The following is a 26,869-nucleotide window of genomic DNA, read 5'->3' as shown; positions in this document are numbered from 1 at the left end:
ATGGCTTTGAAAGACAACGTTTAACTGTAAAACATTGATGCGATTTGTGGTGCACCAAAGATAATGCCGATGCCAATACAAACAAAGAAAGCTTTACGCATTTCAACATAACCAGCAATCCATGCAATCCCAATACCGGCAATTGCAATCGTTGCTATCGATCTTGCAATGTTTCCTGTTAAAGCTTCAATTATTTTTTGAAGAGCACTTTCAATTTTTCCGAAGCCGCCTGCAGCAAATGCTGGCTCACTCAGTGCGATGAAGGCAATAAACAGCATCAATGCTGCTGTTAGCCATTTCTTTTGTGTGTTGGGTAGAGTAGTTTTTGGTAAGATGTGTTCACAACTGAATGAATTATTCATGTTTTCCATGAAAAAACCCCCTCGCTATTTTAAAGTTGAAAATTAAATTAATAGTTAAAATATTAATCCATCCTATAAAATGAAAAAATAATTTTTTCTACTATAAAATTACAAATATTTAATCTTTTCTTAATTAATGAAGAAATATTGAATAATATTCAAAATGATACTTTTAAAATCTCTTAGAGCAGCGACAATAAATATATTGTCTTAATTTATATTATTATTTTGGGATACTTTGAGATCACGGAAGTTATATTCCCATTGACTATTATCGATAAAACGTTCTCTCAAGCGCTACTAAAAAATCAAGGCAATATTCCACTACGAGCTTTATCAGAAAAAAGTTAATCATCATACACACAGTCCTTGGTGGACAATTCTTGCAAAGAAAAATTATTGTGTCTAAAATTCATTTACTCGTATAAGTTGTTTTCTATAGCGCTAAACAAGAGCGCGTTTCCTTAGTTATATGTTATTTCGCTTTGCTGTTGTTGTAGGTTGTATTAGGTTGTATTGCCATAAAAAACAGTTGTTTGAAAACTTTACCATATTGAAAATCTTTTTTTTTTAATATAGCTTTGACCTTGACACGCTTTTTTCGAGCTATGAGTCGTTTCAAATAGAGGGAAATATAATGGCAAAAAAATAAAAACCCAACTGCGTTAACAGAAGGGTTTCTAAAAATGTCTTAAAGATAAATTAAGTTAGGAAAACCAAGTTAGGAAAACCAAACCAAACCAAATTAAATTAAATTAAATAAAGTAATTTCTAATTTAATTTATCGTGATGCATTCTGCAAGAGAAATTTTGTAGAAAGAGGATATTTTTAACATTTTTTTGCCTCCAATAGAGAGGTTTTAAAAATTATGGTTAAAAAAACATCTGGAAGAAAGATAAATGCACATCATATAGAATTTAGAAAATTAGCAGAAACTGCTGAGATTGGTTCTGTAAGTCGTGGTCAATTGATTGGATTGGTTCATCAACTGGAACAGACTGATTTCATTAAAGAGAGTGAAGCTAAACTTCTTTTGAATTTGTTAAGGACAGCTCCAAGAGATTCATTTGAAAAAGGCGGGGTTCCTATTGTTTTCAAAAGCAATCGACAACTTAGTTATGACATTAAACGGAGTGAATCGCGCGTTAGTTTTTTACTTTCATGCCTTTATGACTGTGGTCTTATTGTTATGCGCGACTCTGGTAACTTTAAACGCTATCCTATACGTAACCATAGCGATGATATCGTAACAGCTTGCGGTATTGATTTACGTATTCTTGTTGCGCGATATCATGAACTTAAGCAAAAAGCAGGCAAAGCTTTGGAGATTCGTGAGAAGCAAGAAGAAGCTTTGCATTATTTTAGAGGATTGGTGCGTCAAATTAAAACCTGTTATACAGAAATGGAAGCAACACCGTTTATCTCACTGCTTTTTTCTAGAATGCAAAAAATCCTCCATATTATTGGTCGTCCGGCTAAAGCGTCGCTTGAAAAATTATACAAAGCAATTCGTCTTTTGGAGGGGATTTTACAACGTTTTTTTGGGCAAAAAACATCAAAAACAAGATACACGGATCTTGCTGGCAATATACATATAGAACATACAACCCCTAACTATAATTGTAATTGTAACAAAAATGAGTGTTCAGAGTTATCTGAACACACTCAAATCGTTAATGTGACCTCCGGTCACGATAAAATAGCTTATGAAAATATAGAGAACGGCAAAACCGAAACTTCACTTCTTTCAAAAGGTAGTACATTGCCTCAAATTAAGCCGGAGATACTAGAAAAGGCTTTACCAAATGCCGTCTTGTTTTCTGAATGTAGTTTCCAAACAGAAAGCGATTTGATACATTCTATGTATCCTATGTACAGAATGATTAAAGTTTCAGAACAAGCCGCTGAACAAGCTACAAAAATCATGGGACTTAAAAAAACAGCTCTGGCTATTGCTATCATTTTTGAAAAATATGCTAAAGGACTTGTAAAATCACCAGGGGGATATCTCCGCGGCATGATTGATAAAGAAACTCGAGGAGAATTATACCTAGAACGGTCACTCTATGCTTTGCTGAAGCAAGCTGATCAAGAAGAAATAAATAGTTTAAACTTAGAAAAAAATCAGAAAATAAAGCTAAACGAAGAAAAAAGCTCTTTGTTTGAGTTTGAACTCAATAAAACGTTAAAAAATCTAACAATGTCAAAATTTGCATAAAAAATCTTATTAAAGTGAAAAAAATAAATGGATAAAACAAAGAAAATAATAGGGCGACGGTTAACTGCACAACATCTAGAATATCAGAAAATAGCAGAGAATGTTGAATATAAAACAGTAAGCCGCGATAGACTATATAGATTAGCTTCTAAATTACCCATGATTGATTTAATTTCTGATTCAGAAGCTGTTATTCTTACCAACTTATTAGCAATAATACCTGATAAAGAATTTAAAAAAGGTGGATTTCCTATCACTCTTAGAACAAATCAAGAAATTAGTTTTGGCTCTCTTAGTCCAGGTCGTATTAGTACAATTCTCTCGCGTTTGTATGATTGCGGATTGATTGTCATATGGGATTTTGGATATTATGGTCGCCGAAACATAGATGACATAGATTACTATGAACGCTATACTGCAACAATTAGAGCGATTGATTTACGTATTTTTATCATTCGGTACTATGAACTTAAGAAAAAAGTAGATAAAAAATTAAAACGTATTGCATACTAATATGGCATATTTTCAGTGTACGATACTAATATTGTGAGTTTAAAATTACCTATCCAATATTATGAAAAATCTATATCGATAGCTTTTGCTTGCATTTGTTCGTAAAGTTTTTGAATTGCTTTCATATTATCTTTTCGTGCTTCATTGATCGATAGTTCAATTGAGGTTGAAAAGCATAATCCTGTATCTTCTAGCCATTTATAATGCCATACCATTGCTTTACGCCCCTCATCATAAGGCAATCCACCTTTTCGGTTTTTGGGTAAGCTATGTGTTTTATTTATAAATTGGTATTGTACAGGATCACTAACAAGAGCTATATGTTTTTTAATGACATCTATATAAGCTAAAGCATTTTTGAAAATTTTGATCATAGCTTTACTGTTATCGTATTGGATAAAATCATTTTCTGTTAAAGAGCGCTCACTACTGATGAGTAACGATATATCACCATTTTGTCCAATATCACGAAGATAATTGTACAAATCACTTCGCACATCATGTAATTTTTTTGCCTCCAATGTATTACTAAATTCTTGCATATATTTATGCTGTTGATCGAACAAATATTCTAGTTTATCTTGATATTTTTCATGCTTACTATCATTTGTATAGATTTTTGCTACTTCTTCTTCTTCCACAGAAAAACCTTTCTTAATGAGATGTCTTCTTATGCTAACTTGGAAAAAGAATCCGGACAATAGGCAAAAAATATTTAATTATGTCATAAAAAGTGTTTTTTAAATAAGGTAATTGGAGTTTTTAAATTTGCATAAATAATAATTTATATACGAAATAAATATTTTAATTATTCATCTTTAGTGCCATTAATCCTTATTTTTAAAAGGCGTAAAGAAGGTCGAAAATGAGAAAAATTTTTGATTTAAAAAAAAGAGAAAGAGATAAATGATCAACTTATCCTAGCGGGGATAACTTTTTAGAACCTCTTTCTCCAAAAAAAGATATATACAAGATATTTTTATTTAGCAATTATTTTATTAGATCCTTTATCCTTTTTTAATGAGAGGCTATCTGCCTCTCAAACTCTCTGGAACGCTCACCAAAATCATGACATCAGATCCGCGTTTAATGAGGGGACTAACAATCCTAGGTTCTTGATGTCAAGGAGACCATTACATGGCGCCTAACGGCGTCCTTGACAAAGAACCTAACGGCTTGTTTCGTCCATCTCACGCGGCTCCGAAATCATGATTAGAAGGGGCGCTTTTAGGGGCATATACTTCAAAAGAAAGAGATAAAAATTATAAGCTATTTTATGAGATAAATATTTGAAAATATTATAAAAAATGTAACATAATTAAAATTATAGGCGTTGGAAATGCTCAATCATGATGATATCGAAAGTGTTGAATTTTATTTTACTGTAAATGGTAAACAAATAAAATTTGATAAAGAGACTAATGATAAATTAAAGGAAAATATAGATTGGGAGAAATTTTTATCGCAATTATTCGTTGATAAGGAATAATAAGCCCTATGGGTCAAATGCATATATTTTTTAGGGGAGATCCAAATGCCAAAAATTTTTATTGTATATAATAATCATACTATTTTAGAACAAACTGAACGTGTTCTTTTTAAGCTTGGATTGGAACCATACGTTCTGAAATTTGGTAGTGATGATTTAACTACTATTGAGGATTTTAAACAAGAAATTAGTATGCAAACTAATTCTCCAAAATTTGGTATTGTGCTACTTACTCCCGATGACATTGGTTATGCAAAATCTGCTGATAAAAAAGACGCACAACCGCGCGCTAATCAAAATGTTATTTTTAAAATGGGTATATTGTTTCCTAAAATTTCTTGCAGAAATATTGCTATTTTAAAAAAACGAGATGTTGAAGTGCCTTCAGATTATGAAGGGATTAATTACATTCCTTTTAATGAACACGTAAAAGAGACTCTCCCAAAACTTGTTGAACTATTAAACACAGCCGGATTCAATTTAGATACAGTTAACTACTGAATTTTTTTCTGCATGAAGTATACGAAAAATATGCACTATTCTTTGTTCTTTGGATAAGGCTTTAGGAGTATATGGGATAAAAACGTCCCGTACAGGTTTATTTTCTTGTAATAAAAGCATGAAATGATATAATCATCCCGAAAGGGGTGATTATGATTGAAAGCAGAATGAAAATATTGGGTTTTATTGTTAGAAATACACGTAAAAAACAAGGATTAACACAAGAACAGTTAGCAGCTACATCAGGGGTTGGTGTGCGTTTTATCCGTGATTTAGAAAGAGGCAAAGAGTCTTGTCATGTTGGAAAAACCATACATGTGCTTTCAATGCTTGGTCTTGATATTCAGATTGAAAATGAAAAATTATGACCCGTACACTTGATGTTTATTTACACGCAAAATTAGTAGGTCAATTACAACAAGAAAAAAGTGGAGATCTCACGTTTCTCTACGATACTGATTATTTGTATAAAGATTTACAGGGCATCTCTGTCTCTCTACCTCCTCGTGTTGAAGCTTATAAAGGTCAAGCAGTAAAAGCCTTTTTTTCCGGTCTCTTACCCGATGATAATGTAAGATATCGTTTAGCAACTTATTTAGGTCTTTCTGAACGAAATGCTTTTGCTTTGCTTGAAGTTGTTGGGGGAGATTGTGCTGGTGCTCTCGCTTTATATCCCCATGGACAAGTTCCAAATTTGCCAATTGATGATGTAGAAACTCTTGATGATACTCAATTGAAAGAAATTCTTGAGTGTATTAAACGTCGTCCAATGCTTGCTGGTGGAGATGGCTACAGATTGTCTCTTGCGGGTGCACAAGATAAATTAGCGGTTGGCTTTAAAGATAATCGTGTTCAACTCATTAAAGGGGGTGCTCCGACCACGCATATTTTGAAACCTCTCATTGAACATATTAATGATAGTGCGCATAATGAGCTTTTTTGTATGAAATTGGCAAAACTCGTAGGTATTAATGTGCCGGAAGTGTATTTACATTTTGTCAATAATACACCTTATTGTCTCATCACTCGATATGATCGTCAAATATCTTCTAATGGAACAGTTTTGCGTATTCATCAAGAGGATTTTTGCCAAGCACTTAGTATAGCTCCAGAATTTAAATATGAATGTGAAGGAGGACCTAGTATTGCTGCGTGTCAAACCGTTATTTTCCAGCATACATTGCGTCCTGCTGTTGATCAACTGAATTTTCTTAATATAATTATTTTTAATTATTTAATTGGTAATGCCGATGCGCATGGCAAAAACTTTTCACTACTTTACCAACAGAAAAAACCAGAACTTGCTCCTGCATATGATTTGTTAAGCACAGCTATTTATCTAGATTTATCTCAAAAAATGGCTATGAAAATAGGAGGAGAATATATACCTGAAAAAATATATTTACGTCATTTTTATAAAATGGTTGCGGATACTAAATCCGCTCAATTTTCCTTAAACAAGCAAATAAAAAGAATGGCTGATTCAATCAATGATAAAGCAATAAAATTAAAGAAAGAACTCGAGGGTGAAGGTTTGCGTTCTGAAGTTTTTGATGCAATCATTAATATTATTCAACAGCGTTCTCAACATTTAAAAATTTAATCTCTTTTCTTTTTTATTTCTCATTTTCTAACGGATAAAGTTTTATGGCGCTATGGACAAACTGCTTAAATGTTCGCCTGATAAGGCTAATACTAATGGTTAATAATTTAAGTAAGAAAAATTCTCAATTTTAACTCTTGATAGATATACAAAAAAGCATTATTTGAGTACAATGTACTTCAACTGAAGAGGAGTTTTAGATAATGGCAAGAATTCAGGTACGAATTCATGATGATATAAATGTTTCGGCAAGTGCTGTTATTGAAGAAGCAGGTCTAACTATATCTGATGTCGTATGTATGTTTTTAACAAATATTGCTGTAGATAGAGCCTTGCCTGTTTATTTATTTAGAACTGAAGGTAATGTCAAAATTCATCAATCTGTAGAGTGAACTAAAACTAGCTTAAATGAAAAGGAGCTTTGGATAATGGCAAGAATTCAAGTCCATGTCCCAGATGCTATCAAACACGTTTCAGAAGAGGTTATTCAATCTACGGGTTTAACTATTTCCGATGCTGTACGTATGTTGATGGTATATATTGCTAAAAATGAAGTTTTACCGCTTGATCTTTTTCAACCTTCTCCAGAAACGCTACAAGCTATCAAGGAAGCAGAGGATGGGTGTATGGAAAGTATGTCATTAGATGATTTGCGAAACATGATCTGCAATGATGAAGATAAAAAAAACAAATTAAAAAAGCGCGCTTAAGCCAAGACATATGAGGGAAATTATCAGTACTAAATTATTTCGGCGTGATGTTAAACGTGAAAAAAAAGGAAAGCACGCTTACATATTAAAAACAGACTTACTCCTTGTGATTGAAACATTGGCAAAAGACAAACCATTGGAAGTACGTTTTAAAGATCATAGGATGATAGGTGCTTGGCGCGGTTGGCACGATTGTTATAATTGCCATATCAAACCAGATCTTATTTTGCTTTATAGAAAGCCTGAAACTAATACATTAGAATTATTACGTCTTGGTTCCCATTCAGAACTGCGTATATGATTAATTGTTTTTTCCGTTCTTAAAAAAATGAAATTAAAAAACACATATAACAACTTCTAATATCAGAAAAAACGATCATTTTTTATGAACGAAAATTGTATATTTAATTCCTATTTTTTCTATGCAATAATATATCAGTTTTAATATAAAATAACCTTTTTACTGAAAATGCCAAAATTTTATGCTTATTTACGTGTTTCTCGTGATGGACAAGATACAGAAAATCAAAAATTTGGCTTGTTAGAATATGCTAACAAACATGGCTTTGCTCCACTCCATATTGAAGAAGAAATTGCAAGTAGAGGAAAAGATTGGCGTAAGCGTAAACTTGGTGCTTTAATTAAAAAAGCTGAATGTGGTGATGTTTTACTCACACCGGAGTTTTCTCGTATAGCTGGTTCTTCTCTTGCTGTTTTAGAAATTCTCAAAGCAGCCAGTGAACGTGGTTTAATTGTGCATATAACGAAACAAAACCTTATCATGGACGGAAGTTTACAAAGCGATATCATTGCAAACGTATTGGGTATGGTATCACAAATTGAACGGCATTTAATTCAAACACGCACAAAAGAAGCCTTAAATGTTGCTCGTCAACGAGGAATAAAACTTGGTCGTCCAAAAGGAAGTAAAGCTACGCAATTAAAGCTGGACAATCACATTGATGAAATTCAAGCATTTATAAATGTTGGTTTGTCACAAAGCCGTATTGCCAAGACATTAGGAGTTAGTGTGAATACTTTGCGTTTGTTCATTCAACGTAAAAACATCAAGCTTACAAAAATAAAGCCTATCATTACCATGCCAAGAACATTGGAAAATTAAAATAAACTGCGCCAAGTTGATAGTTCTTTTCCATGACGTGATGCATTGAAGTATGTTTATTATTTACGTACAAAATTTGCATAATCAATAACTTCTTGTTCATCACGGCTCTTAAAACTTTTAATTTCTAAGTTTAACAAAATCTTTTCAATCTCACGGTCTGTTAATTTATTTTCTTCAATACGAGTAGAAGATCCGATACTTCCAACAGTTGCAATATGGCGAAAAGCATTTAAACGTTCTGGAGCAAGAGTTCCAAAAGCGCGCCACGCACCTTTAAACTCATCAATCTAGTTCATATTATTTTTATTTATTTTTTTAGCTTCTGCTTATTTATGTAAAATTAAATTATTTTTTATTGTATGTTATATATATTTAATATACCGTATCGTATATTGTTTATACAATAAGCTAACTATTAAATTTAGGAGGTAATTATGGAAAGTGCACGTGAATTATTTATAACGGAATATTTAGAAGAAGATGTTTGTAATCTCGGAGTATTCTGGTAATTGTGCTGGAAGAGGTGTCTAGCCTCTTCCAACCCAGTAAGTGAATTAATGGGGGAATTTATATGGATGATGAAGGTTATCATTATTTACTGGATGGGATTATAAATGATCTAGAGTTCTTAAAAGATGAAAAGGCCTTATATTCTTTCTTTCTTAAAGTAATAAAAAATACAAAAATGAATATTCTTGGATTCATGTCACATAAATTTACAACAGATGGGCAAGGTGTGACAGGTTTTTTTTTATTGAGTGAATCACATTTATCATTCCATACATACCCAGAGAGTAATTACATAAGTATTGATTTGTATACTTGTGGACAAGATTATGGCAAGGCAATTGAAGCTATTAAAATTCAATGGGAATATACTGGACAATTATTTATTAGATCGTTTAGGAGAGGTAAGCATTTTTTGAGTATTAATACCTCTTCTTCTTATGACGAAGATTTATCTAATGTATGATAACTATAAGAATGAAGGCAGCTATGAATATCAAAAACAATGGCTTATTTAAGTTTGATTATCAAATTCCTGTATACAATTTTTTTTTCCCAAGTCAAGGAAAGTGTATTATTGATAAGCCAGTATCTGATGTTATTGTGAATAGTAATAATGATATTAATTCGAGAGCTTTGTATTTTCATATTCCTTTTTGTGAAACTATATGTACATTTTGTCCTTTTACTAAAGGTGGTTATAAAGGCGAAACTGTAATTAATAATTACACGGATGCTTTAATTAAAGAAATAGAATTAAAAGCAAATTTTGTTGACTACCATGCTGTTCCAGTTCGCGCGATTTTTTTTGGAGGTGGAACTCCATCTTTATTATCTCCATCTAATATTTTTAAAATAGGAGCAGCTATACATAAGCACTTTAAAATAGCATCTAATTGTGAATTTTCTTTTGAAATTGAAATAAAAAGTCTGACCGAAGAAAAAGTAATTGCTATGAGAGAAATAGGGGTTACACATCCACGCTTTGGTCTTCAAACTTTTAACCACGAATGGAGAAAGCTCTTTAATCTCACATCTACATACGAACATATTAAGTTTGCTGCTAGTATATTAAATGCGAATTTTAAGTATGTACTTTTTGATATATTGTACGGTATGAATGGACAAGACGAAGAAGAAATCATTAAAGATCTCGAAATGGCCGTATCTCTTGGTACATCTAATATAGATATATACCCAATTGACAATGTTGTAACTCAAGTAAAATTGCATAAAGCTATCAAAAATCGTGGTTTAGGTTTTACTACAGCAACGAGAAAATTTTCTATGAATATGCTAATAGATGCTTATATGAGAAGTAAGGGATTTATGCCTCATAATGGTCATGGTTATATTCGTACCCCAAATGTGACCTCTGATATAGTTACGGATGAATATAGTTTTGTGTATCATGAGCATGTTTATGGATATTCAGATTTTGATTTACATGGTTTTGGAGTAAATGCTGTAACATCAATACGTGAACACGTAATAACAAATTTTTCTAATCGTAATGCTTACATTACAGCCGTCAATAGTGAAAAAATGCCCGCAAATGTTAGTAAGCACTCTCCAATTCTAGATGAGATAAAGCCAATCATTTTACGCCTACCTTATCATGGTTTAGTGAATAAATCTTTAATAAAAATGGATTTTGTGCCTAAAAGTATTTTTTCTAAATTAGATATTCTTTTATCTAATGATCTTATAGTGGAAAATAATGACTCCTGGCAACTTACAAAACTAGGTTGGTATTGGTATATTAATATTATGTTTTGGTTGATGCCAGAAGAAGATCAACGTATTTTAAAGGCATTTATTGCAGAAAAACTGAATGAAACAGGTAGATTTATAGCTAAAAAAGAGCTTGTGTATGTATAATAATATTCTGTCTTTTATAATAAGATCAAAATATTATTCTAAATTCTTGTATCATTATGCGTATTTCTTTAAACGTTTTTTTTGAAATTTATATCACCAATTGTATTGAAGGGAATGCAACTTTAAGTGTAGAAAAATTTAATATCGGATGGTTGATATGAATTTATTTTTTAAAAAGAGTCCATTAGCTCTTTTTTGCTCTCTCTTTATTTCTAAAGTTGGTGATTATGCTTATGAAGTTGTTTTTATTTTACTGGTTTTAGAATTAACAGATAACATCTTTTTTATAGGTCTTGTGTATTTTTTTCGATTTATCCCTTTTCTCTTTTTTGGCCCTATAGGAGGTTGGTTAGCGGATAATTTTTCTTTGAAGAAAAATATGATCTTAAGTGAATTTATTAGATTATTAGCCTCATTATTCGTTTTTATAACCATTATAACAGGGACTGTACATATTATTGTGCTTATTTTCGCAGCAATATGTACAACGATCGGAAGAAGTATTTTCCAACCAAGTTTTCAAGCTGCTATTCCCAGAATGTTTTCAGCAAAGGATCTGACAAAGGCAAATAGCATTGCACAAATTATAGAGGAAACTGCATCCGTCATGGGTCCTTTGGTTTGTTCCCTACTGCTTTTTTTAGCAAATAAATCGGCAGTACTCATTTTTGATTTTTTTACCTATTTTATATCTATTATCGTGTTATTTAATCTCATGAATTTAAATTCAAGCGAGAATAAATCATTCAATTTTATAAATATTTATCGAGAAACGGCTTCTTATCTTAAATATATTTCTACTGAAAATAAACATTTATTTATTACGCTGGTTGGATCGTCGTTTGCTATTCTCTTTACGGGGGCTATTTTAAGATTTTTAATTCCAGCTTTTGTTCTCTCTATAGGGGGAGAGGAGAGCCTTGTGAGTTATATTTTTTCTCTCATGGCTGTTGGAACTATTGTTGGTGGTTTGTTATATCATAAAATTATATTCAAGGTTACATCGTTGAAGCTCATGGTATTTTGGCTTTTTTATGGGGTTATTCTGTTTTTTATGCCCTTAGCTGCAGAAATTTATTTAAAACTAATTTTAGGGCTAGCATTTGTTTTAGGATTTATTGGTGCCTTTGTGGATATTAGTTTAGTCTCAGCTATTCAATTATATTCTCGTCGTGAAGATTTTGGTAAGAGTTTTGGAACTTTTTCAACTTTAGCGAACTCTGCGGAAGCAATGTCTGGCTTTATTGCTGGACTTTTGGCTCTCGTGGGATTGTTAAGCTCTTTTTTAGCGATGTCCGCATTAATTATTTCCACGGGAATTATTGGCGTTGTAAAAATTAAGAAAAATAAAGAGTTAACACCCCTTAACACGACGGTCGATGACGACCATTGATATATTTGGTATCTACATGCAGTAGAAAATAGAGCAGTAGTGAAATTCAAGCATTTATAAATGTTGGTTTATCACAGAACCGTATTGCTAAGACATTAGGAGTTAGTGTGAACACCTTACGTTTATTTATTGAACGTAAAAACATCAAGCTTACAAAAATAAAGCCTATCATTACCATGCCAAGAACATTGGAAAATTAAAATAAACTGCGCCAAGTTGATAGTTCTTTTCCATGACGTGATGCATTGAAGTATGTTTATTATTTACGTACAAAATACGTAATAAATAAATGTTATTTATTTGGTGTTTATTCACTAAATAAGGAATATCTTAATACCTGTAATTACTATGTGTTCAACAAAAGGTGGTGTTGGAAAATCCACATCTATAGCTTATTCTTTTATAGGTATTAGCTCACTCATTAAGTAAGGAGTTTTACTAACTGTCCGTTTTTCTTTAACAGGTCTATTGCTAATTTATCAAACGAAACAAACGTCTCACCACCTAGCCAATTTCCCTCATAAGATATAATTCCATCAGCAAAATCACCACCAGCCTCTAGAATAGCAAGCCCTGCTTCAACAGCTGGTCTATTCATTACTATATTACTGGTTGCTAGCAGATCGCGTAACATTCCAGCTACATCTTCTTTTGATAGTCTTGCACCTCGGCGAAGTATCCAAACAAGTTCGCATAGACAAGGTAGAGAAATAGCTATGAGAGAAGCTTCTCTTAAAATCTTACTTGCTACCTCCCCTTGCTTTTTATCATCTTGTAAAACAGCACGAGCTAGAACATTTGTGTCTACAGAAATCTTCATTTTTTTCCAGACCAACTAGAAGCTGTAATTTCGTTCATTTCTTCAATGGTTAGAGGTTTTTTTAGTTTTCCAGAAAATCGTCCAATAAAGCTCTCAATAGTGCTTGTGGGTTGTGACGCTTTTATACGAAGTTCACCACCTGGTAGTTTATCAAAGTCAATCTTCTCACCTGGTTTAACACCAAGGTGCTGGAGTAAATCCCGCTTTAGCGTAATTTGTCCTTTTGCTGTAACTGTTAATGAAGACATAAAAAATTCCTCTTACTATATAATTATCTAATATATATAAAAGTAATGTAAAAATCAATTACTCTTAAGAAACGAAATTGTGAAATAAACTCGTTTGCATACTGTAATATGCACACCCGATTATACCTGATTTGAAATTAACAACATATAAATATTTATTACGTATTTTGTACGTAAACAATAAATATTCACAAAATAAATAATAATGATTTATAATTTTAATAAATACGTAATAAATAAATGTTATTTATTTGGTGTTTATTCATTGAATAAGGAATATCTTAATGCCTGTAATTACTATGTGTTCAACAAAAGGTGGTGTTGGAAAATCCACAATGGCATTAGTATTAGCTAACGTTTTTGCTAAAGCCGGATCTAAGGTGAAATTAATTGATGCAGACCCAAATCAACCACTTGTGACATGGATGAAAAGATCTGTAGATACAATGCCCCAAAATATAGAAGTTTCTGGAGACATTACAGAACAGAATATTGTTTCTTGCATTGATGATGCTGTAGAAAAGTTTCCATTTGTTATTGTTGATCTTGAAGGCTCTGCTAATCTTGCGGCTTCTTTTGCTATAGGGAGAGCGGATTTAGTTTTGGTTCCTATGAGAAAAAAACAACTTGATGGAGATCAGATAGGAAAGATCATTGCTTTAATAAAACAACAGAGTCAGTTTTTTAAAAGAGAAATACCTTTTCGTATCGTATTTTCTATGACCAATACCTTAAACAGTCGCGAAGGACAGCATATAGAGAAAACGCTAGAAAAAGCTAATCTTCCTATTTTACCTGCTTCATTAACTGAAAGAGGAGCTTTTAGTGCTCTTTTTCAGATAGGGGGGTCTCTCTTTGATTTAGCATCTTCTGATGTGAATAATCCTCAAGCAGCACAAGAAAATGCAACAGTTTTTGCTAACGCTGTTGTGAAGGTATTGGATAATGAAAATTTATTAAAGGACAAAGTAGCATGACAAAAAGAGCTGAAATTGTATTACCGGATCTTGAAAATTTACAACCGTTTACAAAAGCACAAAAAGTAGATGAACAAGAATTAGGTAAGATAGGTCAAAATAACGGTTTTACAACACGTCATAGTGTAGAAACAAAACGTGGTAGTGGACGTAGAAGACGTAGTTTAAAAACAGCACGATTAACACTTGCACTTGAGCCAGAAGTAAGAGACAGTTTTTGGTCTTTAGCGGATACACTTAATGAAGATGGTGGTGATTTCCTTAATCGTCTTATTGAAAATTATGTAAATAACAATTACACACAAAATAAATAGTGATTATTTATTATTTACGTACAAAATACGTAATAAATATTTATAATTAAAATGCTTATTTATAAACAGCTTAAAGCAGCATGTGCTATAATTTTAAAAATATTTATTTTATTCAGAAAACAAACACAAAACTGCTTTCTGTTTTTTAGGATTAAGTTTTCTAAAACCTTTTAAAAGGGAGTATTCTTCTTTACTATGAAGTCCTTCATTATAAGGGTGCGAAATATTTCTTTTTTCTGAAATATCGGTATAAAAAAAGGAGATATCAACATCTAGTATGTTAGCGATTTCCTGCAAACGTCCAGCTCCTACACGATTTAAGCCGTTTTCATATTTTTGGATTTGTTGGAAGCTTACTCCTATTTTTTTTCCTAATTTTTCCTGAGAAATTCCCATGTACTTTCTTCTACAGCGAATTTTTTTCCCTACAGAAACGTCATTATAATGTGGAGTTTTGTTTTGCACTTTTAATTCCCCCCTACCGGGTGCGAGCGCCCTCGCATTGGTATTCCGGGAGTTAAAAGTACTGAATTATAGTCAGCTTTTTGCTTTTAGTGCTGAAAAGCACCTGGACATAACAAAAACTCCCGGAACTCCGGGAAGCCCAACATAGTGAGCTAATTCTAACGCTATAATTTAAGGCTTTTAATCCCTTGTTGATTGTTGCGTATGCAATCAACACATTGATTAATTCATAGAAGAATTTCAGAAGATTGACAATAAAAATAGTTTTTATTTACAAACTTTATTTTTTAATGAGAGGCTATCTGCCTCTCAAACTCTCTGGAACGCTCACCAAAATCATGAGATCAGATCCGCGTTTAATGAGGGGACTAACAAGTCTTGGTTCTTAGTGTCAAGGAAACCATTACATGGCGCCTAACGGCGTCCTTGACAAAGAACCTAACGGCTTGTTTCGTCCCTCTCACGCGGCTCCGAAATCATGATTAAAAGGGTGAGCTTTTAGGGGCATATACTACAAAAGAAAGAGATAAAAATTATAAGCTATTTTATGAGATAAATATTTGAAAATATTATAAAAAATGGCAAAAAAAGACAAAAAATAGTTGACAATAAATCGGTATTTTGCTATATTAATACTTAAGTGATCAAAACACTAAGCCGTAAGAAAACAGATGACAAAAAATCTTTTCTTGCTTTCAGAAACTGACTGTCTTTTATGCTTTTATTAGCATATATAGTGATTTTGTCGGGTGTGGTTATGCCATACAACACCCTTTTAGGGAAAAGCATAACAACGGACTTACGGCCGTGTTTTGAACGCCCGACGCCTTATAGGGTGTCAATTCAAAACTTTTAAACCGTAAGGAGTTCATTATGAACGCTATCTCAAAAAAATATGAATTTACAAATGAAACCAAACAAGTTGGTGATGTTACACTTTATCGTATTCGTGCATTAAGAGACTTTGGTGATGTCAAGGCTGGTGATCTTGGTGGTTTTATTGAGAAGGAAGATAACCTCTCTCATGACGGAAATTGCTGGGTTGGTGGTGATGCATGGGCTTTTAGCTACGGTCGTGTTTATGATAACGCCATTGTCTGTGATGATGCTATTGTTTGTGGCCATATTTATGGGAATGCGCATGTATGTGATAAAACCCGCGTGTATGTGGGCGCTCATGTTTATGACAATGCTCACCTTTCTTATAACGCATGGGTTTATCATCATGCACGGGTTTATGGTAATGCAAAATTATCTGGGAGTGCACGTATTCATAGAAATGCAGAAGTGTATGATCATGCTGTTGTTAGTGGCGCAGCGAAAATTTATGGCAAGGTCTATGAAAATGCTAGCGTGGGGTGTCATACTGATGTTTATGGCTCTGTTTATGGCAATGCGAAGATCTCTGGTTATTTCGTGATTAGAGGTAATGTATATGGCAATGCAAGAATAAAAAGACGTAGCAGGTTTTCTTTTGTTCCCATAAATTGTGAGGTTTATGAAGGCGATAATATTGTTAAAACGGTCGCTGAAGTAGCATAAATAACAGGCGCGGGGGGCGCCTGCTTTTTAAAAATTATGTCACATTAAGCACTAAAAAAATCATAAAATTGAAATAATTATTTATATAGGTATATAAATAATCGTGAATAAAATAAAACGTATCATATAGCCATAAAGCGTTTTATAGATAAAAATATTGGAGGGGGTAATGGACACTCTATCTACTAATAAATTAAATAAAAAAGAGAAAAATCCAAATTCCAAACAATCAATTTTAATAACTATAATACGTAGAGTGTTTTCTATCGTTTATAAAATATTACATAAGATATTGAAAGTTTGCCTTTTTTTCCTTTTCCTTTTTCTTTTGCTTATTCGTAAACCGGTTATTATTTTAACAGAGTTTATAGCAGGGGGGAGTTTGTTAGTGTTATTTATTTTTTTTACTGGGTATGTAGCGGGTTCTGCACCTTTTGAACACCAAACAGCAATGGTCATTGGTTATATAGTTTTGATATTTCTAAGTTTAGCTGTCAATTGGGGGTACGATACGCTCCTATTACGGTTAGCTCCTCCCGGTTCTGATCTTATGCTTTTCAAGTAAAAGCTTATTAGAGAATGTTCGTCAAGCTCTCCAATACGATAGAATGGTACTAACAAGAGCTAATACAAAGAGGATGTATTTTAGGTTGTTTCTGTTTTAAAGCTTGCGCTAAATCATAATTTGTTTGCATAGCTAGCCAAGCACGTGCAGTACTCACACCAGCCATTTCAAGCCTAATAGCGAGATTGGGACTAATAGCAGCTTTCCCATTTAAAACCCTAGAAAAAGCTACACGAGACATACCAAGCCGTTCAGCTGTTTCGGTAACAGATAAACCAAGCTCTAAGATTACATCTTCACGCAAGAGTTCTCCAGGATGTGGAGGGTTTTTCATCATTTTTTATCTCTCCTTATTCAATGATAATCTAGATAATCAACTAATTCGATATCTATACCAACAAAACGGAATATTACACGCCAATTTCCATTTACAGTAATTAACCAATACCCCTTAAGATCACCTTTTAGAGGATGCAATCGAAAGGACGGATAGTTCAAATCATTTGGTGATATAGCTACATCAAGAGCACCTAGAATACGTTTTAACTTTTGAGTATGAGCAGACTGAATTCCTTTTGTAGTACCAGTAGTGTAGAAGGCTTCAAGCCCTTTATGTTTAAATCCCAAAATCATGCTTCACTGTAATGTGTATCGTTATAAAATACAAGAAGAAATTGTTCAGTTAAGCCACCAATGTTACCATTATTGGTAACATTGTGAAGCGTAACTACTATGCGTTTATTAATTTTTTATTCTCTCTTTTGTATCTGTATATTTTAAGCATCAAAAATGCCTGCTACAGCAGATTTTGAATTGATGAGGGTGTGGTAGCCTCTTATTTTATGGATAAATGGCGCTAATTATTTTTCATCTAAGATAATCTTCGAGATCTATTTGATTACTGATGTCCATTTCTAAAGGTTTGCTATTCTCATATACACCTTGAATACAGGCTGCTTTTATGCGATTTTTTAAATTCTCTCTAAGAGCTATGTTGTGGTTTTTAGTACTACCTTTCCAACCAAAGTTTAGGTTGAGACGGTAGGATCTATTAATTCCAATACGAGGACCTTCCAAAAGAATATCCATAGCTATTAGTCTTTTTATGCTTCGATTAAAGTGATGTCTGGTAATACCAACTTTTTTAGCCAATTCCGTTTGATTGACGACTAATAGATTTTCGAAATCAAGACGAGAAGCCAGAATGAAAAACACCTTGAGATCATATCCGTTTAAATTACTTTTCGCTATTATAGCCATCGGATGTTGAGGCATTGCAATCCATTCCTTTTTAAATCCATTTTTGCCTTTTAGGTATGACACAAACAACAAAGCCGTCCATAACCTCCACTATTTTACATCTATTTGGTATAATTTTTTTATTCACGTAGTTAAAAAATCAAATGTTTTTTTCCCTACTATAAGGTGCTGTGTAGGCACCCTTAAAAGCTCTCCTTCTAATCATGATTTCGGAGCCGCGTGAGATGGACGAAACAAGACGTTAGGTTCTTTGTCAAGGACGCCGTTAGGCGCCACGTAGTGGCTTCCTTGACACTAAGAACCAAGACTTGTTAGACCTCTCATTAAACGCGGATCTGATGTCATGATTTTGGTGAGCGGTCAGGAGAGTTTGAGAGGCGGATAGCCTCTCATTTTATTGATTATGGACGAACGAAGTGAGTTCTATTTAGGAGATATTATTATTTAGGGGCAAATCTATTTTTGTTAGCAAGAGCCCTTAAATCCTTTCTTCTGAAATATATGGCACGTCCGCAACGAATAGGGAGCTCCCCTTGCACGAGAATGATCTGTTCGTCTTTTCGCATGTTTCGTGTCATCTCATGTGGATAAATTAGAGGTCTGTGCTGGGTGCTTACATTTTCTGACCCTCTTGTATGGAATCCTCCTAGAGTTTTGCTTGAATTTTTCACTTCGACAGTCATTTGACCACATGCCTTGGACACACTTTCTGCTGTTTTAGAATCTTTGATAGCAGCATAGCTTACAAAAGAACAACCTTCAAACCATGATATAGTGCCTGCTGGACCAAAATGGTTTTCAAGTTGTCCTATAGCTTGATAAAAGAGCATAAGGGATATCCCGTATTTACGTCCGCGGTCACGCGCTTCTTCTAGGATGTTCATATATCCTAGAAGATCAATTTCGTCTAAGACAAAGAGTACCCTTTTTGCATAGTTACCATCAGCAGCTTCCATAGCTTTGAGAAAAGAGCCAACAAGGATACGCCCAACACCTGGATAAGATTTTAAAATTTTTGAGGGGATATTTAGAAAAATATCAATTTCCCCCTTTGCTATATCGGTAGTTTTAAAATCATTACCACTGATAAGGTTTGCATAGTTAGCGAGGGAAAGCCATTGGGTATCTTTAGAAGCAGTAGCATAAACACCAGAGAAAGTTTGCGGTGCCATATTGGTAAAGACCCCAAGGGTTTCACGGATAAATTGCGATGAAGAATTTGATTGTATCGATTGCAATTTTCCAATCACGGATGGTTCTGGCTCTGATACAATCATACGAAGAGTTTTTAAGTTTTTTCTCTCAAATTCATATTCATCAGAAAAGACAATATGTGCAAGTAGTCCTGTTAATAAATTATGTGCGTGTGATATAAAGAATTGATCTGTTGAAGTTGATTTGTAGTTTTCAGAAAGAAGGAGTCTAGCAACTTCAATCAAACCCGCTTCTCTTTCATAATGGGGGATATTTTCATCTAACAACCAATCTAAAGGATTAAAAGTTTCTGTTGAAGAACCATGAGGATCAAGAACGTATACTTTTCTTTTAAAATCCTCCCTTGCACCTTTAACTATTGGAGCGATTTCAGTTGAAGGATCAAAAACGACCATTGGACCGGAATATTTGAGACAAGTTGGAATAACATTACTGGTTGTTTTATAACCACCAGGACCAGCAAAAAATAACATATGGGTTGAATCAAAATCCAGTTTATATGTTAACAATGGCTGGCTACCGCCTTTCCCCCATGTAGTTTTGTCGTTAGGATCAAATTTGACATCTTTAACAACATCTTCGTCGACTCTATAGCGCTCTCCTATAACTATTTCACCATCACTTGGAAAGATATTTTCAAGTTTTTTCATACTCAGCCATTGCATATCACCAAAGATTGTATTTTTTGATTGTTTTAGAGGCGATACTTTTGCCAAAGAAAGATTCATAGTGTAACCAAGGATAACAACGCCAATAACAACACCCCATAAAACCATCCTATCAAAGAAAGGAAGAACATCCGCCCATGTCATATTATCTTGACCTACATAGGGACTAAGTCTGATATATTCATTTGCACTATAATAAGTTGCAAACAAACCAAAGATGATCATGGACGAAATAGTGATATTTTTTCTGATATGCCTTTTTTGTAATAAGATGAATGAAGAACATGAAAGTGCAATAAGGATTAAAATATCCAGTGGCTTTGATCTTACAAACCAATAAGCATCAGGCGTCGTTCCATTTTCTGTAATGTTATTGATGGTTATATTGACCAAAAAAGCTACAATGATTGAAAAGATGAGTGGCAATGCTAAAAATATAATCTGTTTTTTGTCTAATTTATTAATCATTTTGTCCCCGCGTCGTGGTAAAAGTTTGTTGTCCTATTTTTTCAAAATCTTTATATTCTTTAGAATTTTTATCAAGTTTTGATGCATGAATTAAGCATCCTAATATAAATGATTTATCAGCGTCCCTTAGACCAGCCTTTACAACAAGCCCGCCTAGAATAATTTTTTCACGTGCATCTTTGCGTCTTATTTCATCACTCAAAAATCTCCTCCTTTTTTCAATGCGTCTTAGTGATTTTATAGAGTTACCAAGATTATTCAGTTTTTTGCTGTTCTTTTTGAAATCGGTCTTTAATCTCCTCGAAAATATTTTTCCATTGGTCGTTTGTTATGTTTAATTCTGTTAATCCCGCTTCAGCTGCTAATAGTGCAATTTTTTCCCCTTCTTGTTTTTTAGCAGCTTTAATTCTTTCAAGAAGTTTTTTACTTTTTTCTTCCAGAGCTTTTTTTTCTTCCATAAGTTTTTCTAAAGATTTACGTGACATTTCAAAATCTCTTTTATTTTTTAATCTTTATTTTTACTTAACAGAATAAATCTCCAATAACAATACTTGATAGTGCGCATTTATGCGCTCCTGAAAAAATGTCTTTTTTCAAAAGATTTTTGAAGGCGCAATTATACGTTTTAAAGTAAAACGTTTTATGCTACAGATTATTTCTGTGATATAAAAACAATTTTTGGTAATTGTATCTTATGGCAAGTACACATTTACAAGCTAAAATTATTGGTGCTGGAAAATCAGCAATTTCGGCGGCTGCCTATCGCCATAGGACAAGGATGTTTGATGAGTTAGAAGGATCTCATACGCATAGATATGATAAAGATAGAGACCTTGTACATTCAGAAATGAATATTCCAGACGGTTCTCCAAAATGGATTACACAACAACTCAGTTATTTTGATACAAATGATAAAAAAAGTGAATGGCTGTGGAACACTGTGCAAAATAGTGAGCGCGTGAATGGACAGTTGGCAAGAGAAATAGTTATAGCGTTGCCATTAGAGTTATCACGAGATCAAAATATTTCTCTTGTACGAGACTTTGTAAAAGAAAACTTTTCATCACGTGGTCTTGTTTCTGATTGGGTTTATCATGACAAGGAAGGAAATCCACATGTGCATATTATGCATACTTTACGTCCAGTTTTAGAAAATGGTTTTGGTCCCAAAAAAATAGCTGTCTTAAATGAAGATGGAACAGTAAAAAAATCTCTTGTTACTATTCGTGATAGACAAGGGAATGCTATAAGAAAAGAAGAGCGTATAGTTTATGAAACCGTCATAGGTCATAAAGATGCATTGAAGGATTTACGCAACTCATGGGGTGAGATTGCAACGAGGCATCTTACGTTTGCAGGTTATGATATAAAAGTAGATATGCGTTCTTACAAAGAGCGTGGTTTATCTATAGAGCCAACCATTCATTTGGGGCAATCTGCTTATGCAATGAGTAAAAAAGGACTTGCTAGCAATGCGGTGCAAGCTAATGAAAAAATAAAACAGAGATCTGTAGAGAAAATTAAAGAAAACCCTAATGAAGTATTGAAGTTGATTTCATTTGAGAAGTCGACATTTAATCGTGGTGATCTTGCTAAGATCATTAATAGATATGTTGATAATTCAAATGACTTTAATGATATTATGGTGCGCTTAGAACAAAGCAACAACCTGATTAAAATTAAAGATCATTCCAATCCTCATAAAGTGATTTACTCCACAAAGGAAATATTAAAAACCGAATATGATATGGAGCGGAGTGTTGTTTCGTTGTCTCAAACGACAGGACACGGTGTAAAAGATAGACAGGTTTTAGAGGCAATAAAGTCTGTTGAGAATAAAGATAAAAGTAATAGATTTAAATTTTCAGAAGAACAAAAATTAGCCGTTCAACATATTACAGATGATAAAGGTATTGCTGCGGTTGTTGGTTATGCTGGTGCTGGAAAATCCACTCTATTGGAAGCCGCAAATATTGCGTGGGTTAATAGTGGGAAGCGTGTATTTGGAGCAGCGCTTGCGGGGAAGGCTGCGGAAGGTCTTGAAGAATCTTCAAAGATAAAAAGTAAAACTCTTGCTGCGTGGGAATTGGCGTGGAAAAATAAAAAAGATGAATTACGGGTTGGTGATGTTTTTGTCATTGATGAAGCTGGAATGGTTTCTTCAAAACAACTTTCGCATTTTGTCCAAAAAGTTGAAAAAGCAGGCGCAAAAATTGTTTTAGTTGGTGATAATATGCAGTTGCAACCCATTGAGGCTGGAGCGGCATTTCGCGCTGTAGTTGATAATATTGGTTATGTAGAATTATCCGGTATTAGGAGACAAAAAGAAGAATGGGGGCAAGATGCATCACGACAGTTTGCACGTGGACAAGTAAAGGAAGCTTTAGATCATTATAAAAATAGAGGATTCATTCGTGAGACTAAAACGCGTGATCAAGCCATAAATACTCTTGTTAAAGATTGGATGAATACACGAAGAAAAGTTGAAAAAAAAGCTCTGGAAGAAGGAAAAACTTTACGGGGTGACGAATTACTTGTTCTTGCTCACACGAATGCGTCTGTAAAAAAATTAAATGAAGAAATTCGAACTGCTCTTAAAGATGCTCGTTTACTTAAATCTGAAGATAGTGCAAGCGTTACAAATTTTGATACTCTTAAGGGGCGTAGGGAATTTGTTGTTGGTGACAGAATTATCTTTCTTGAAAATGCTCAATTTGAAGAAAGATATGCCACAGAATTGGGAAAGCAAAAAGTTAAAAATGGTATGTTGGGAACTGTTTTGTCTACACAAAATGAAAGAGGAAAACCGCTTTTAAAAGTGCGTCTTGACTCTGGTCAAGAAGTTGTTTTCTCCAATCAGACTTATCAAAACGTTGATCATGGATATGCGGCTACGGTTCATAAGAGTCAAGGAGTTACCGTTGATAATGTCTTTGTTTTAGCCTCCTCATCTATGGATCAACATCTCTCCTATGTTGCAATGTCTCGACACAGGCATCAGTCACATCTTTATGTAGCCGAAGAGGATTTTAAAAACGTTCGATTACACGAACACAAACAGGTTAAAGGTACAATCACTGGTGAACTTGTAGAAGCTGGGTATGCTTCTTTTAGTGAAACTGCCAAAACCGAAACACCTTATGCGGATATAGCAACTTTCCGTGGAATTGAACGTGTTTATGGTGTAAATCTTCCCTCTGCGATAGATGGGGCTCGTATTGAGCTTGGTGACAAGATATCACTTCGTCAAGATAAAGAAACTATTGTTGTTAATAATAAAGAAATTAAAAGAAATGTTTTTAATGTTGATTTAATAGAACGCGGTGATCCTTCTTTTGTTGATGCTATCAAGCGGTCTGATCATGCTAATACCTATGAAAAATTGGTAGCAGCTCTTTCTAGGTCTGGTGTTAAAACAACAACTCTCGATTTTTCTGAATCTCCTGATTATAGAGATTATATAGCCAAATTTACAAAGAATAGAGGGATTGATGTTTATCAAGGTTTAGGGGAAAAAATAGCCTCTTACGTTGATTTTAATAAAGAATGGTTGCAAAAACAAAAAGAGAAGATTGAATCCCTTTGGGATAGAGCAAAGACAAGTTTTTCAAAACTTCAAAAAGAAGATCTCAAGGTTGAACAATCACAAAAAGAGTTGAATGTTTCTTCAAAAGCAACAGAAAAAACTCCATACCTTGCTGCTTATATAGATAATTCTAATTTAGAACAGAAAGCGCTAAGCGCTCTTAGGAATGAAAAATCTTATGTTAATATGTTTAAGGAGTTAAACAGTCGTTTAGCATTTATTTATAGAGATCCACAAGAGGCTGCCCTTAGGATTGAACAAACGATTTTAGCAGGTAAAGGCGATAAATTATCTGATATTTTGGAAAGGGAACCTGATAGAGCAGGAGAACTGCGTGGGTCAGATCGTTTAATCGATAAATTGAAGGCTACAGGAAAAGAACGAAAAGAAGCGCTTTCTCATGTTCCTCGTACACTTTCTTCTATTGAAAAGCTTCAATCCTTTTATAAGAATTCTTATGAGACACGTATAAATAGGCTTACACGGGAGCGGGAGCGATTGAAAGTTGAAGTCCCCTCGCTTTCACAAGAAGCAGTGACTTTTATGAAAAATGTTGAAGCTGGTCGTGAGAGTTATTCAAAGATACCAGAGCAGATCAATCAAGAGTTTTTAAAGCTACAAAGTGCTTTAGATAAACGTTTTGGACAGGATGCCATTCATAAACAAGATTTTGACTTGTCAAAAGCAATACCCCAAAATCAGCCGCAAGATAAAAAGCTTGTGAACGAGCTTCAAACAGCAGTTAAATTTTTGCAACAGAGACAACAGGAGCAAATCAATGCGATAGCGCGTGAAAGATCAAAAGATGTGATACGGTAAGGTAAGGAATGAAAACTTGCTTCTATAGCTTATTTGAGCTATAATAAATATCAACAAAGGAGGATTTTATATGTTGAGTGAAGACGAAATTAAACGACGTCGCTTTGCTGCTAAAAATGCATTAGCAAGTCAACGTTTAGAGGGGTTAGAGCCAGATTCAAAAGTCGTTGAACAAATGGAACGTGTTATTATTGGAGAACTTGAAACAAGTGATGTAATCAAGGATCTTATGGAACGGATAAAACGTGGTGAAGTATGAGAATACAAACGATCCTTATACTGATCCTAAAACTGGTGTGATGTATAATCGGCTTGGTATTAAAGACAAAGCCACACTAAGGAGTATGGAGTCTGCTTTTGCTTATATAAGGTCTTATGAACTTGAGAGTACTCCTATTAGGGGTAAGTTTGATCTCAATCATATGAAAGACATTCACAAGAAGCTATTTGGTGACGTCTATGAATGGGCAGGAGAGATCCGTTCAATAGATATTACCAAAGGTGGTTGTTTATTTGCTTATCATCATCAGATTGAAAGCTATGCACCGAAGATTACACAGCAGCTTGCCAAAGAACAATATCTGCGTGGTCTTGATGTGGATGAATTCAGCCAGAGAGCTGGATATTATATGGGTGAAATAAATGCGTTGCATCCGTTTCGAGAGGGAAATGGACGTACTCAGCGTGAATTTATTGGTCAACTTGCTTGTGAAGCTGGTTATAATATTGACTGGGACGGTATCACGCGAGAGGAAATGACAAAGGCATCAATTGAGGCACTTTATGGTACTTCTGAATTACTGTCTGAGCTTATTCGTAAGAACCTTACTGAATTTACAAAGAATAGAGAGATTGATGTTTATCAAGGTTTTGGGGAAAAAATAGCTTCTGATGTACAGAACAATAAAGAATTATCCGAAGAACAAAAGGAAAAAATTACAACTGTTTTTAATAAAGTGAAGACAGATTTTAGCAGACTTCAAAAAGAAGATCTCAAGGTTGAACAATCACAAAAAGAGTTGAATGTTTTTTCAAAAGCAATAGAAAAAACTCCATACCTTGCTGCTTATATAGATAATTCTAATTTAGAACAGAAAGCGCTAAGCGCTCTTAGGAATGAAAAATCTTATGTTAATATGTTTAAGGAGTTAAACAGTCGTTTAGCATTTATTTATAGAGATCCACAAGAGGCTGCCCTTAGGATTGAACAAACGATTTTAGCAGGTAAAGGCGATAAATTATCTGATATTTTGGAAAGGGAACCTGATAGAGCAGGAGAACTGCGTGGGTCAGATCGTTTAATCGATAAATTGAAGGCTACAGGAAAAGAACGAAAAGAAGCGCTTTCTCATGTTCCTCGTACACTTTCTTCTATTGAAAAGCTTCAATCCTTTTATAAGAATTCTTATGAGACACGTATAAATAGGCTTACACGGGAGCGGGAGCGATTGAAAGTTGAAGTCCCCTCGCTTTCACAAGAAGCAGTGACTTTTATGAAAAATGTTGAAGCTGGTCGTGAGAGTTATTCAAAGATACCAGAGCAGATCAATCAAGAGTTTTTAAAGCTACAAAGTGCTTTAGATAAACGTTTTGGACAGGATGCCATTCATAAACAAGA

General features: G+C 33.8%; 31 protein-coding genes and 1 pseudogene. 21 read left to right on the top strand and 11 right to left on the bottom strand.

What is annotated here, in order from left to right:
* Window positions 1–20: 20 nt before the first annotated feature.
* The gene (locus PVV60_RS07335; protein WP_012755107.1) at window positions 21–371 is read right to left on the bottom strand and encodes a TrbC/VirB2 family protein; all 351 of its coding nucleotides are present in this window, start codon (window positions 369–371) and stop codon (window positions 21–23) included.
* Between the two features lie 860 nt (window positions 372–1,231).
* Between PVV60_RS07335 and repC the strand changes: the two genes are divergently transcribed.
* Window positions 1,232–2,581 (top strand): replication initiation protein RepC, encoded by a 1,350-nt coding sequence (repC, locus tag PVV60_RS07330; RefSeq protein ID WP_273724030.1) that lies wholly within the window; start codon window positions 1,232–1,234, stop codon window positions 2,579–2,581.
* 27 nt (window positions 2,582–2,608) lie between these two features.
* Window positions 2,609–3,094 (top strand): helix-turn-helix domain-containing protein, encoded by a 486-nt coding sequence (locus PVV60_RS07325; RefSeq protein ID WP_273724029.1) that lies wholly within the window; start codon window positions 2,609–2,611, stop codon window positions 3,092–3,094.
* 59 nt (window positions 3,095–3,153) lie between these two features.
* Here the strand turns inward: PVV60_RS07325 and PVV60_RS07320 are convergent, their stop codons facing one another.
* Window positions 3,154–3,735, bottom strand: coding sequence for a hypothetical protein (locus PVV60_RS07320; protein ID WP_273724028.1), 582 nt, complete (start codon window positions 3,733–3,735; stop codon window positions 3,154–3,156).
* A gap of 698 nt (window positions 3,736–4,433) precedes the next feature.
* On the opposite strand from PVV60_RS07320, the gene PVV60_RS07315 reads away from it, so the two are divergent.
* The 12 genes and pseudogenes from PVV60_RS07315 to PVV60_RS07260 all read left to right on the top strand — a co-directional run.
* The gene (locus PVV60_RS07315; RefSeq protein WP_187147397.1) at window positions 4,434–4,583 is read left to right on the top strand and encodes a hypothetical protein; all 150 of its coding nucleotides are present in this window, start codon (window positions 4,434–4,436) and stop codon (window positions 4,581–4,583) included.
* A 45-nt stretch (window positions 4,584–4,628) separates the two neighbouring features.
* On the top strand, window positions 4,629–5,084 hold the full coding sequence (locus tag PVV60_RS07310; protein ID WP_273724027.1) for a nucleotide-binding protein: 456 nt from the start codon (window positions 4,629–4,631) through the stop codon (window positions 5,082–5,084).
* A 152-nt stretch (window positions 5,085–5,236) separates the two neighbouring features.
* Complete coding sequence (locus tag PVV60_RS07305) at window positions 5,237–5,452, top strand: type II toxin-antitoxin system Y4mF family antitoxin (RefSeq protein WP_100130413.1); 216 nt, start codon at window positions 5,237–5,239, stop codon at window positions 5,450–5,452.
* Window positions 5,449–6,687: a type II toxin-antitoxin system HipA family toxin gene (locus tag PVV60_RS07300; protein WP_273724026.1), complete on the top strand. Its 1,239-nt coding sequence runs from the start codon at window positions 5,449–5,451 to the stop codon at window positions 6,685–6,687. The genes PVV60_RS07305 and PVV60_RS07300 overlap by 4 nt, the downstream gene beginning before the upstream one ends.
* A 203-nt stretch (window positions 6,688–6,890) precedes the next feature.
* On the top strand, window positions 6,891–7,079 hold the full coding sequence (locus PVV60_RS07295) for a type II toxin-antitoxin system RelB/DinJ family antitoxin (protein ID WP_273724025.1): 189 nt from the start codon (window positions 6,891–6,893) through the stop codon (window positions 7,077–7,079).
* Window positions 7,080–7,115: 36 nt separating this feature from the next.
* Window positions 7,116–7,397, top strand: coding sequence for a type II toxin-antitoxin system RelB/DinJ family antitoxin (locus tag PVV60_RS07290; protein WP_273724024.1), 282 nt, complete (start codon window positions 7,116–7,118; stop codon window positions 7,395–7,397).
* Between the two features lie 10 nt (window positions 7,398–7,407).
* Window positions 7,408–7,698: a type II toxin-antitoxin system YafQ family toxin gene (locus PVV60_RS07285; protein WP_273724023.1), complete on the top strand. Its 291-nt coding sequence runs from the start codon at window positions 7,408–7,410 to the stop codon at window positions 7,696–7,698.
* A 168-nt stretch (window positions 7,699–7,866) separates the two neighbouring features.
* Window positions 7,867–8,520, top strand: coding sequence for a recombinase family protein (locus PVV60_RS07280; protein ID WP_273724022.1), 654 nt, complete (start codon window positions 7,867–7,869; stop codon window positions 8,518–8,520).
* Window positions 8,521–9,094: 574 nt separating this feature from the next.
* The gene (gene speD, locus PVV60_RS07275; protein ID WP_273724021.1) at window positions 9,095–9,496 is read left to right on the top strand and encodes an adenosylmethionine decarboxylase; all 402 of its coding nucleotides are present in this window, start codon (window positions 9,095–9,097) and stop codon (window positions 9,494–9,496) included.
* A gap of 23 nt (window positions 9,497–9,519) precedes the next feature.
* Window positions 9,520–10,911, top strand: a complete 1,392-nt coding sequence (locus PVV60_RS07270; protein WP_273724020.1) for a coproporphyrinogen-III oxidase family protein — start codon at window positions 9,520–9,522, stop codon at window positions 10,909–10,911.
* A 157-nt stretch (window positions 10,912–11,068) separates the two neighbouring features.
* Window positions 11,069–12,304: an MFS transporter gene (locus PVV60_RS07265; protein ID WP_273724019.1), complete on the top strand. Its 1,236-nt coding sequence runs from the start codon at window positions 11,069–11,071 to the stop codon at window positions 12,302–12,304.
* A gap of 41 nt (window positions 12,305–12,345) precedes the next feature.
* Window positions 12,346–12,504, top strand: a pseudogene (locus PVV60_RS07260) (resolvase); the annotation flags it as partial.
* A 221-nt stretch (window positions 12,505–12,725) separates the two neighbouring features.
* On the opposite strand, the gene PVV60_RS07255 reads toward PVV60_RS07260, so the two are convergent.
* Together PVV60_RS07255 and PVV60_RS07250 are read right to left on the bottom strand one after the other, a co-directional pair.
* Window positions 12,726–13,124: a type II toxin-antitoxin system VapC family toxin gene (locus PVV60_RS07255; RefSeq protein ID WP_004861352.1), complete on the bottom strand. Its 399-nt coding sequence runs from the start codon at window positions 13,122–13,124 to the stop codon at window positions 12,726–12,728.
* On the bottom strand, window positions 13,121–13,372 hold the full coding sequence (locus tag PVV60_RS07250; RefSeq protein WP_273724018.1) for an AbrB/MazE/SpoVT family DNA-binding domain-containing protein: 252 nt from the start codon (window positions 13,370–13,372) through the stop codon (window positions 13,121–13,123). The genes PVV60_RS07255 and PVV60_RS07250 overlap by 4 nt, the downstream gene beginning before the upstream one ends.
* A 284-nt stretch (window positions 13,373–13,656) precedes the next feature.
* On the opposite strand from PVV60_RS07250, the gene PVV60_RS07245 reads away from it, so the two are divergent.
* Both PVV60_RS07245 and PVV60_RS07240 read left to right on the top strand, forming a co-directional pair.
* Window positions 13,657–14,349: a ParA family protein gene (locus PVV60_RS07245; RefSeq protein ID WP_208438683.1), complete on the top strand. Its 693-nt coding sequence runs from the start codon at window positions 13,657–13,659 to the stop codon at window positions 14,347–14,349.
* Window positions 14,346–14,663, top strand: coding sequence for a hypothetical protein (locus tag PVV60_RS07240; RefSeq protein WP_273724017.1), 318 nt, complete (start codon window positions 14,346–14,348; stop codon window positions 14,661–14,663). Before PVV60_RS07245 ends, PVV60_RS07240 begins: the two co-directional genes overlap by 4 nt.
* A gap of 108 nt (window positions 14,664–14,771) precedes the next feature.
* On the opposite strand, the gene PVV60_RS07235 is transcribed toward PVV60_RS07240, so the two are convergent.
* Window positions 14,772–15,128, bottom strand: a complete 357-nt coding sequence (locus tag PVV60_RS07235) for a helix-turn-helix transcriptional regulator (RefSeq protein ID WP_273724016.1) — start codon at window positions 15,126–15,128, stop codon at window positions 14,772–14,774.
* Window positions 15,129–16,001: 873 nt separating this feature from the next.
* Here PVV60_RS07235 and PVV60_RS07230 point away from each other — a divergent pair.
* Entirely contained in the window at window positions 16,002–16,670 is a 669-nt protein-coding gene (locus tag PVV60_RS07230; protein WP_273724015.1) for a hypothetical protein, read from the top strand.
* A gap of 169 nt (window positions 16,671–16,839) precedes the next feature.
* Window positions 16,840–17,235 (top strand): hypothetical protein, encoded by a 396-nt coding sequence (locus PVV60_RS07225; protein ID WP_273724014.1) that lies wholly within the window; start codon window positions 16,840–16,842, stop codon window positions 17,233–17,235.
* Between the two features lie 49 nt (window positions 17,236–17,284).
* Here PVV60_RS07225 and PVV60_RS07220 read toward each other — a convergent pair whose 3' ends face one another.
* The 6 genes from PVV60_RS07220 to PVV60_RS07195 form a co-directional block, all read right to left on the bottom strand.
* The gene (locus tag PVV60_RS07220) at window positions 17,285–17,572 is read right to left on the bottom strand and encodes a HigA family addiction module antitoxin (RefSeq protein ID WP_273724013.1); all 288 of its coding nucleotides are present in this window, start codon (window positions 17,570–17,572) and stop codon (window positions 17,285–17,287) included.
* A gap of 17 nt (window positions 17,573–17,589) precedes the next feature.
* Window positions 17,590–17,868, bottom strand: coding sequence for a type II toxin-antitoxin system RelE/ParE family toxin (locus tag PVV60_RS07215; RefSeq protein ID WP_273724012.1), 279 nt, complete (start codon window positions 17,866–17,868; stop codon window positions 17,590–17,592).
* A gap of 234 nt (window positions 17,869–18,102) precedes the next feature.
* Entirely contained in the window at window positions 18,103–18,510 is a 408-nt protein-coding gene (locus PVV60_RS07210; protein ID WP_273724011.1) for a replication protein RepA, read from the bottom strand.
* 425 nt (window positions 18,511–18,935) lie between these two features.
* Complete coding sequence (gene traG, locus PVV60_RS07205; protein WP_273724010.1) at window positions 18,936–20,846, bottom strand: Ti-type conjugative transfer system protein TraG; 1,911 nt, start codon at window positions 20,844–20,846, stop codon at window positions 18,936–18,938.
* Complete coding sequence (locus tag PVV60_RS07200) at window positions 20,839–21,048, bottom strand: conjugal transfer protein TraD (protein ID WP_273724009.1); 210 nt, start codon at window positions 21,046–21,048, stop codon at window positions 20,839–20,841. The genes traG and PVV60_RS07200 overlap by 8 nt, the downstream gene beginning before the upstream one ends.
* Before the next feature lie 52 nt (window positions 21,049–21,100).
* Window positions 21,101–21,331: a TraC family protein gene (locus tag PVV60_RS07195; protein ID WP_012755122.1), complete on the bottom strand. Its 231-nt coding sequence runs from the start codon at window positions 21,329–21,331 to the stop codon at window positions 21,101–21,103.
* 209 nt (window positions 21,332–21,540) lie between these two features.
* Between PVV60_RS07195 and traA the strand changes: the two genes are divergently transcribed.
* The 3 genes from traA to vbhT form a co-directional block, all read left to right on the top strand.
* Entirely contained in the window at window positions 21,541–25,251 is a 3,711-nt protein-coding gene (gene traA, locus PVV60_RS07190; protein WP_273724008.1) for a Ti-type conjugative transfer relaxase TraA, read from the top strand.
* Between the two features lie 70 nt (window positions 25,252–25,321).
* A complete protein-coding gene (locus PVV60_RS07185) occupies window positions 25,322–25,510 on the top strand; it encodes an antitoxin VbhA family protein (RefSeq protein WP_012755120.1) in 189 nt (62 codons plus the stop codon).
* On the top strand, window positions 25,500–26,869 hold a 1,370-nt coding region (gene vbhT / locus PVV60_RS07180), incomplete at its 3' end, for a type II toxin-antitoxin system protein adenylyltransferase VbhT (RefSeq protein WP_273724007.1). The genes PVV60_RS07185 and vbhT, both read left to right, overlap by 11 nt.

This window comes from Bartonella sp. AU18XJBT (assembly GCF_028618595.1).
Classification (GTDB): Bacteria; Pseudomonadota; Alphaproteobacteria; order Rhizobiales; family Rhizobiaceae; genus Bartonella.
The sequence above is the reverse complement of the archived record's forward strand: the minus strand, read 5'-3'. Positions and strand labels throughout refer to the sequence as shown.

Coding starts and splice junctions, on each gene's coding strand:
- PVV60_RS07220 (WP_273724013.1), bottom strand. CDS start 17,572: ATGATGAAAAACCCTCCACATCCTGGAGAACTCTTGCGTGAAGATGTA.
- PVV60_RS07310 (WP_273724027.1), top strand. CDS start 4,629: ATGCCAAAAATTTTTATTGTATATAATAATCATACTATTTTAGAACAA.
- PVV60_RS07295 (WP_273724025.1), top strand. CDS start 6,891: ATGGCAAGAATTCAGGTACGAATTCATGATGATATAAATGTTTCGGCA.
- traG (WP_273724010.1), bottom strand. CDS start 20,846: ATGATTAATAAATTAGACAAAAAACAGATTATATTTTTAGCATTGCCA.
- PVV60_RS07230 (WP_273724015.1), top strand. CDS start 16,002: ATGAACGCTATCTCAAAAAAATATGAATTTACAAATGAAACCAAACAA.
- PVV60_RS07215 (WP_273724012.1), bottom strand. CDS start 17,868: ATGATTTTGGGATTTAAACATAAAGGGCTTGAAGCCTTCTACACTACT.
- repC (WP_273724030.1), top strand. CDS start 1,232: ATGGTTAAAAAAACATCTGGAAGAAAGATAAATGCACATCATATAGAA.
- traA (WP_273724008.1), top strand. CDS start 21,541: ATGGCAAGTACACATTTACAAGCTAAAATTATTGGTGCTGGAAAATCA.
- PVV60_RS07240 (WP_273724017.1), top strand. CDS start 14,346: ATGACAAAAAGAGCTGAAATTGTATTACCGGATCTTGAAAATTTACAA.
- PVV60_RS07285 (WP_273724023.1), top strand. CDS start 7,408: ATGAGGGAAATTATCAGTACTAAATTATTTCGGCGTGATGTTAAACGT.
- PVV60_RS07335 (WP_012755107.1), bottom strand. CDS start 371: ATGGAAAACATGAATAATTCATTCAGTTGTGAACACATCTTACCAAAA.
- PVV60_RS07265 (WP_273724019.1), top strand. CDS start 11,069: ATGAATTTATTTTTTAAAAAGAGTCCATTAGCTCTTTTTTGCTCTCTC.
- PVV60_RS07185 (WP_012755120.1), top strand. CDS start 25,322: ATGTTGAGTGAAGACGAAATTAAACGACGTCGCTTTGCTGCTAAAAAT.
- PVV60_RS07250 (WP_273724018.1), bottom strand. CDS start 13,372: ATGTCTTCATTAACAGTTACAGCAAAAGGACAAATTACGCTAAAGCGG.
- PVV60_RS07255 (WP_004861352.1), bottom strand. CDS start 13,124: ATGAAGATTTCTGTAGACACAAATGTTCTAGCTCGTGCTGTTTTACAA.
- PVV60_RS07270 (WP_273724020.1), top strand. CDS start 9,520: ATGAATATCAAAAACAATGGCTTATTTAAGTTTGATTATCAAATTCCT.
- PVV60_RS07290 (WP_273724024.1), top strand. CDS start 7,116: ATGGCAAGAATTCAAGTCCATGTCCCAGATGCTATCAAACACGTTTCA.
- PVV60_RS07225 (WP_273724014.1), top strand. CDS start 16,840: ATGGACACTCTATCTACTAATAAATTAAATAAAAAAGAGAAAAATCCA.
- PVV60_RS07210 (WP_273724011.1), bottom strand. CDS start 18,510: ATGCCTCAACATCCGATGGCTATAATAGCGAAAAGTAATTTAAACGGA.
- PVV60_RS07325 (WP_273724029.1), top strand. CDS start 2,609: ATGGATAAAACAAAGAAAATAATAGGGCGACGGTTAACTGCACAACAT.
- PVV60_RS07195 (WP_012755122.1), bottom strand. CDS start 21,331: ATGTCACGTAAATCTTTAGAAAAACTTATGGAAGAAAAAAAAGCTCTG.
- speD (WP_273724021.1), top strand. CDS start 9,095: ATGGATGATGAAGGTTATCATTATTTACTGGATGGGATTATAAATGAT.
- PVV60_RS07280 (WP_273724022.1), top strand. CDS start 7,867: ATGCCAAAATTTTATGCTTATTTACGTGTTTCTCGTGATGGACAAGAT.
- PVV60_RS07245 (WP_208438683.1), top strand. CDS start 13,657: ATGCCTGTAATTACTATGTGTTCAACAAAAGGTGGTGTTGGAAAATCC.
- PVV60_RS07315 (WP_187147397.1), top strand. CDS start 4,434: ATGCTCAATCATGATGATATCGAAAGTGTTGAATTTTATTTTACTGTA.
- PVV60_RS07300 (WP_273724026.1), top strand. CDS start 5,449: ATGACCCGTACACTTGATGTTTATTTACACGCAAAATTAGTAGGTCAA.
- PVV60_RS07305 (WP_100130413.1), top strand. CDS start 5,237: ATGATTGAAAGCAGAATGAAAATATTGGGTTTTATTGTTAGAAATACA.